General features: G+C 66.9%; 5 protein-coding genes. 3 read left to right on the forward strand and 2 right to left on the reverse strand.

Annotation, left to right across the window (positions count from 1 at the left end; all coding sequences use genetic code 11):
* The first annotated feature begins 223 nt into the window (after window positions 1-223).
* Genes I6F21_RS37395 through I6F21_RS37405 form a run of 3 tightly spaced genes read left to right on the forward strand, consistent with a single transcriptional unit; the run spans window position 224 to window position 951 of the window.
* The gene (locus tag I6F21_RS37395) at window positions 224-478 is read left to right on the forward strand and encodes a PilZ domain-containing protein (RefSeq protein WP_225140724.1); all 255 of its coding nucleotides are present in this window, start codon (window positions 224-226) and stop codon (window positions 476-478) included.
* Between the two features lie 50 nt (window positions 479-528).
* Window positions 529-777 carry a hypothetical protein gene (locus I6F21_RS37400; RefSeq protein WP_225140907.1) on the forward strand — a complete coding sequence of 83 codons (249 nt, stop codon included), beginning with the start codon at window positions 529-531 and terminating at the stop codon, window positions 775-777.
* Between the two features lie 6 nt (window positions 778-783).
* Entirely contained in the window at window positions 784-951 is a 168-nt protein-coding gene (locus I6F21_RS37405) for a hypothetical protein (RefSeq protein ID WP_042336342.1), read from the forward strand.
* 128 nt (window positions 952-1,079) lie between these two features.
* Here I6F21_RS37405 and I6F21_RS37410 read toward each other — a convergent pair whose 3' ends face one another.
* Together I6F21_RS37410 and I6F21_RS37415 are read right to left on the reverse strand one after the other, a co-directional pair.
* Window positions 1,080-1,718, reverse strand: a complete 639-nt coding sequence (locus I6F21_RS37410; protein ID WP_225140725.1) for a glutathione S-transferase — start codon at window positions 1,716-1,718, stop codon at window positions 1,080-1,082.
* Between the two features lie 377 nt (window positions 1,719-2,095).
* Entirely contained in the window at window positions 2,096-2,548 is a 453-nt protein-coding gene (locus I6F21_RS37415; RefSeq protein ID WP_035703627.1) for a VOC family protein, read from the reverse strand.
* Between the last annotated feature and the right edge of the window lie 5 nt (window positions 2,549-2,553).

The raw sequence follows: 2,553 nt of genomic DNA on the forward strand, positions 1-2,553 counted from the left end.
ACGCAGGGCCCTGCCGATTGTCCCGGCACGGCCGCTGGCCGGCCGAACAGGGCCCGGCGACTTGCAGCGGGCGAACGTATAGTGGCCTTTGCGCTCCCGGGCAAGCCGTTCGGGAACGGTCTTTCGGGCCCGGTGGATAGCCCCGGGGGGCGGGATCATTCGGAGGCGATTTCAACGGTTTGTTAGCGTTCCCTGCGTAGCGCTGGACGGGGAGATTTTGCCGATGCCAACGCCGAAGAAGCGCGCAGCCCGCAAGCTGCTGTCGCAGCACGCCTGGATCACGCTGGACGGCGGCTTTGCCGCGCGGCACTGCCTGGTTCAGGACATCTCGGATTCGGGCGCCAGGATCACCCTCGACGAGGACGCGAGCCAGCTTCCCGGCGTGATCAGGATGGCCTTCGCACGCGATGCGCGCACCGGGCGGAGCTGCCAGGTGGTCTGGCGCCGCGGCAAGTCGGCCGGCGTCAGGTTCCTCTAGCCGCGGACGGTCCGATGGCGCGCGGGGCCGGTCCGGGCTACAAGGCGGCGATGCGCACGCCGCTCCTCATCCTGCTCTCCTTGCTGGCCACGTCCGCGACCGCGGCCGAGAGCCTGCGCCTGCCGCCTGCCGAGCCGCCGCAGATCGGCAAGGCGCTGCCGCTGAACGGCAGCACGGCCGGCAAGGTGAGGGCAGGCGCCTGCGCCGCCTATGGCTCGGGCTTCGTGATGGCCGAGGGCACGGGGACCTGCGTCAAGCTCGGCGGCTCGACCAGCGTCGACGCTGGCATCCGGCGCTGAAGGCCCATGCCCGCGGATCTGGTGCGGCTCGACATCATCGTCCCCGTGCTGATGTATTGCGCGCTCTTGTGGTGGGTCGGCCGCGGTCTCAGCTGGACCGCGCGGCTGGCAACGGCCGCGGTGACGCTGCTGCTGATCATCGTCGTGCTGCTGGTCGAGCGCGGCTGGCGCTAAAGCCTGAAACAAAACCGCGAAAACAACCCCATGCACCGTAGCCGTCAAGCGCGGCCGTGACGCCGCGGGAAGCGCGCCTGAACGCGGATTCCCCGCGCGACCGCCGCAGCTTAACCCGCGCGAGGTGCTCACGACATCGGCGGTGCGACGAATTGCGCAAATCCCGGCCGCTTGCCGAGCTCGGCGAGCCAGCGGGTGAGGTGCGGCTGGGCCGGCCGGCTGATGCCCTCGACCCCGAGCCAGCGCCGCGCATAGGACCCGATCGCGATGTCGGCCAGCGTGAACGCATCGCCCTCGATGAAGCGGCGCGTGGCGAGCAGGCGGTCGGCGATGGCCCAGACCTCGGCGGCGGCATCGGCATCGCGCTGCACCTGGATCATGTCGCGCTCGGCGGGCGCGGTGCGCACGATGCCCCAGAACACCGGGCGGTCGACCGGCTGCACCGTCGACAGGGTCCAGTCGAGCCAGCGGTCGACCGAGGCGCGCTGCCTCGGCGCCTCGGGATAGAGCGGCGTTCCGCGGCCATGCGCGAGGCAGAGATAGCGCATGATGGAGTTGGACTCCCACAGCACGAAATCGCCCTCGACCAGCGTCGGGATCCGCGCGTTGGGATTCATCGCCAGATAATCGGCCTCGCGCGTCTTGCCGTATTGCATGCCGGCATCGATGCGCTCGTAGGCGAGGCCAAGCTCGGTGCAGCACCACAGCACCTTCTGCACATTGACCGAATTGGCGCGGCCCCAGATCGTCAGCTTGGTATCGGCCATGAAGCGTCTCCCGCGGCATTGTCCGGTGTCGTAGCCTGGATGGAGCGAAGCGCAATCCAGGGCTGACAGTCCCGGATTACGCTTGCGCTCCATCCGGGCTACAGATCCACCTTTCCCAGCTGATAGCGGAATTCGGCGCGCCGAGCGATGCGCGATTGCATCGTGCCCCTCATGCAAAAAGCTCCGCACGCGGCGGAGCCTTCATTGCAATAGTTCAAGTCTTTCGCTCAGCGGCCGAAGAACAGCCACAACAGAATGATCACCGGGATCGGCACGCCAAGCATCCACAGCAACAGCCCTCTCGCCATCGCATCCTCCTCCAAATCGGTTTCGTGAAAGGAGAACGCCGGGGGAGGGGCCTAGTTCCTGCCTATGGCTTACCAATGGCCGGTGTTGGGCATCGATGCCCACGGCTCCTGCGGCGGCTTCGGATCGCCCTTCTGCAGCAGCTCGATCGAGTGCAGGTCCGGCGAGCGGACAAAGGCCATGTTGCCGTCGCGCGGCGGACGATTGATGGTGACGCCCGCCTTCATCAGCTTCTCGCAGGTGGCGTAGATGTCGTCGACCTCGTAGGCGAGATGGCCGAAGAAGCGGTCCTCGCCATACTTCTCCTCGTCCCAATTGTAGGTGAGCTCCACCAGCGGCGCCCCGCGCGTCGGCGGCTGCTTCTTCAGAGCTTCGAGATCATCCGCCGAGCACAGGAACACCAGCGTGAAGCGCCCCTTGTCGTTCTCGATCCGCCGCACCTCCTTCAAGCCGAAAGCATCGACATAGAATTTCAGCGCGACATCGAGATTGCGCACGCGCAGCATGGTGTGGAGGTATCGCATGGTTG

The sequence above is a fragment of the Bradyrhizobium sp. NBAIM03 genome (assembly GCF_020194055.1).
Lineage (GTDB): Bacteria > Pseudomonadota > Alphaproteobacteria > Rhizobiales > Xanthobacteraceae > Bradyrhizobium > Bradyrhizobium yuanmingense.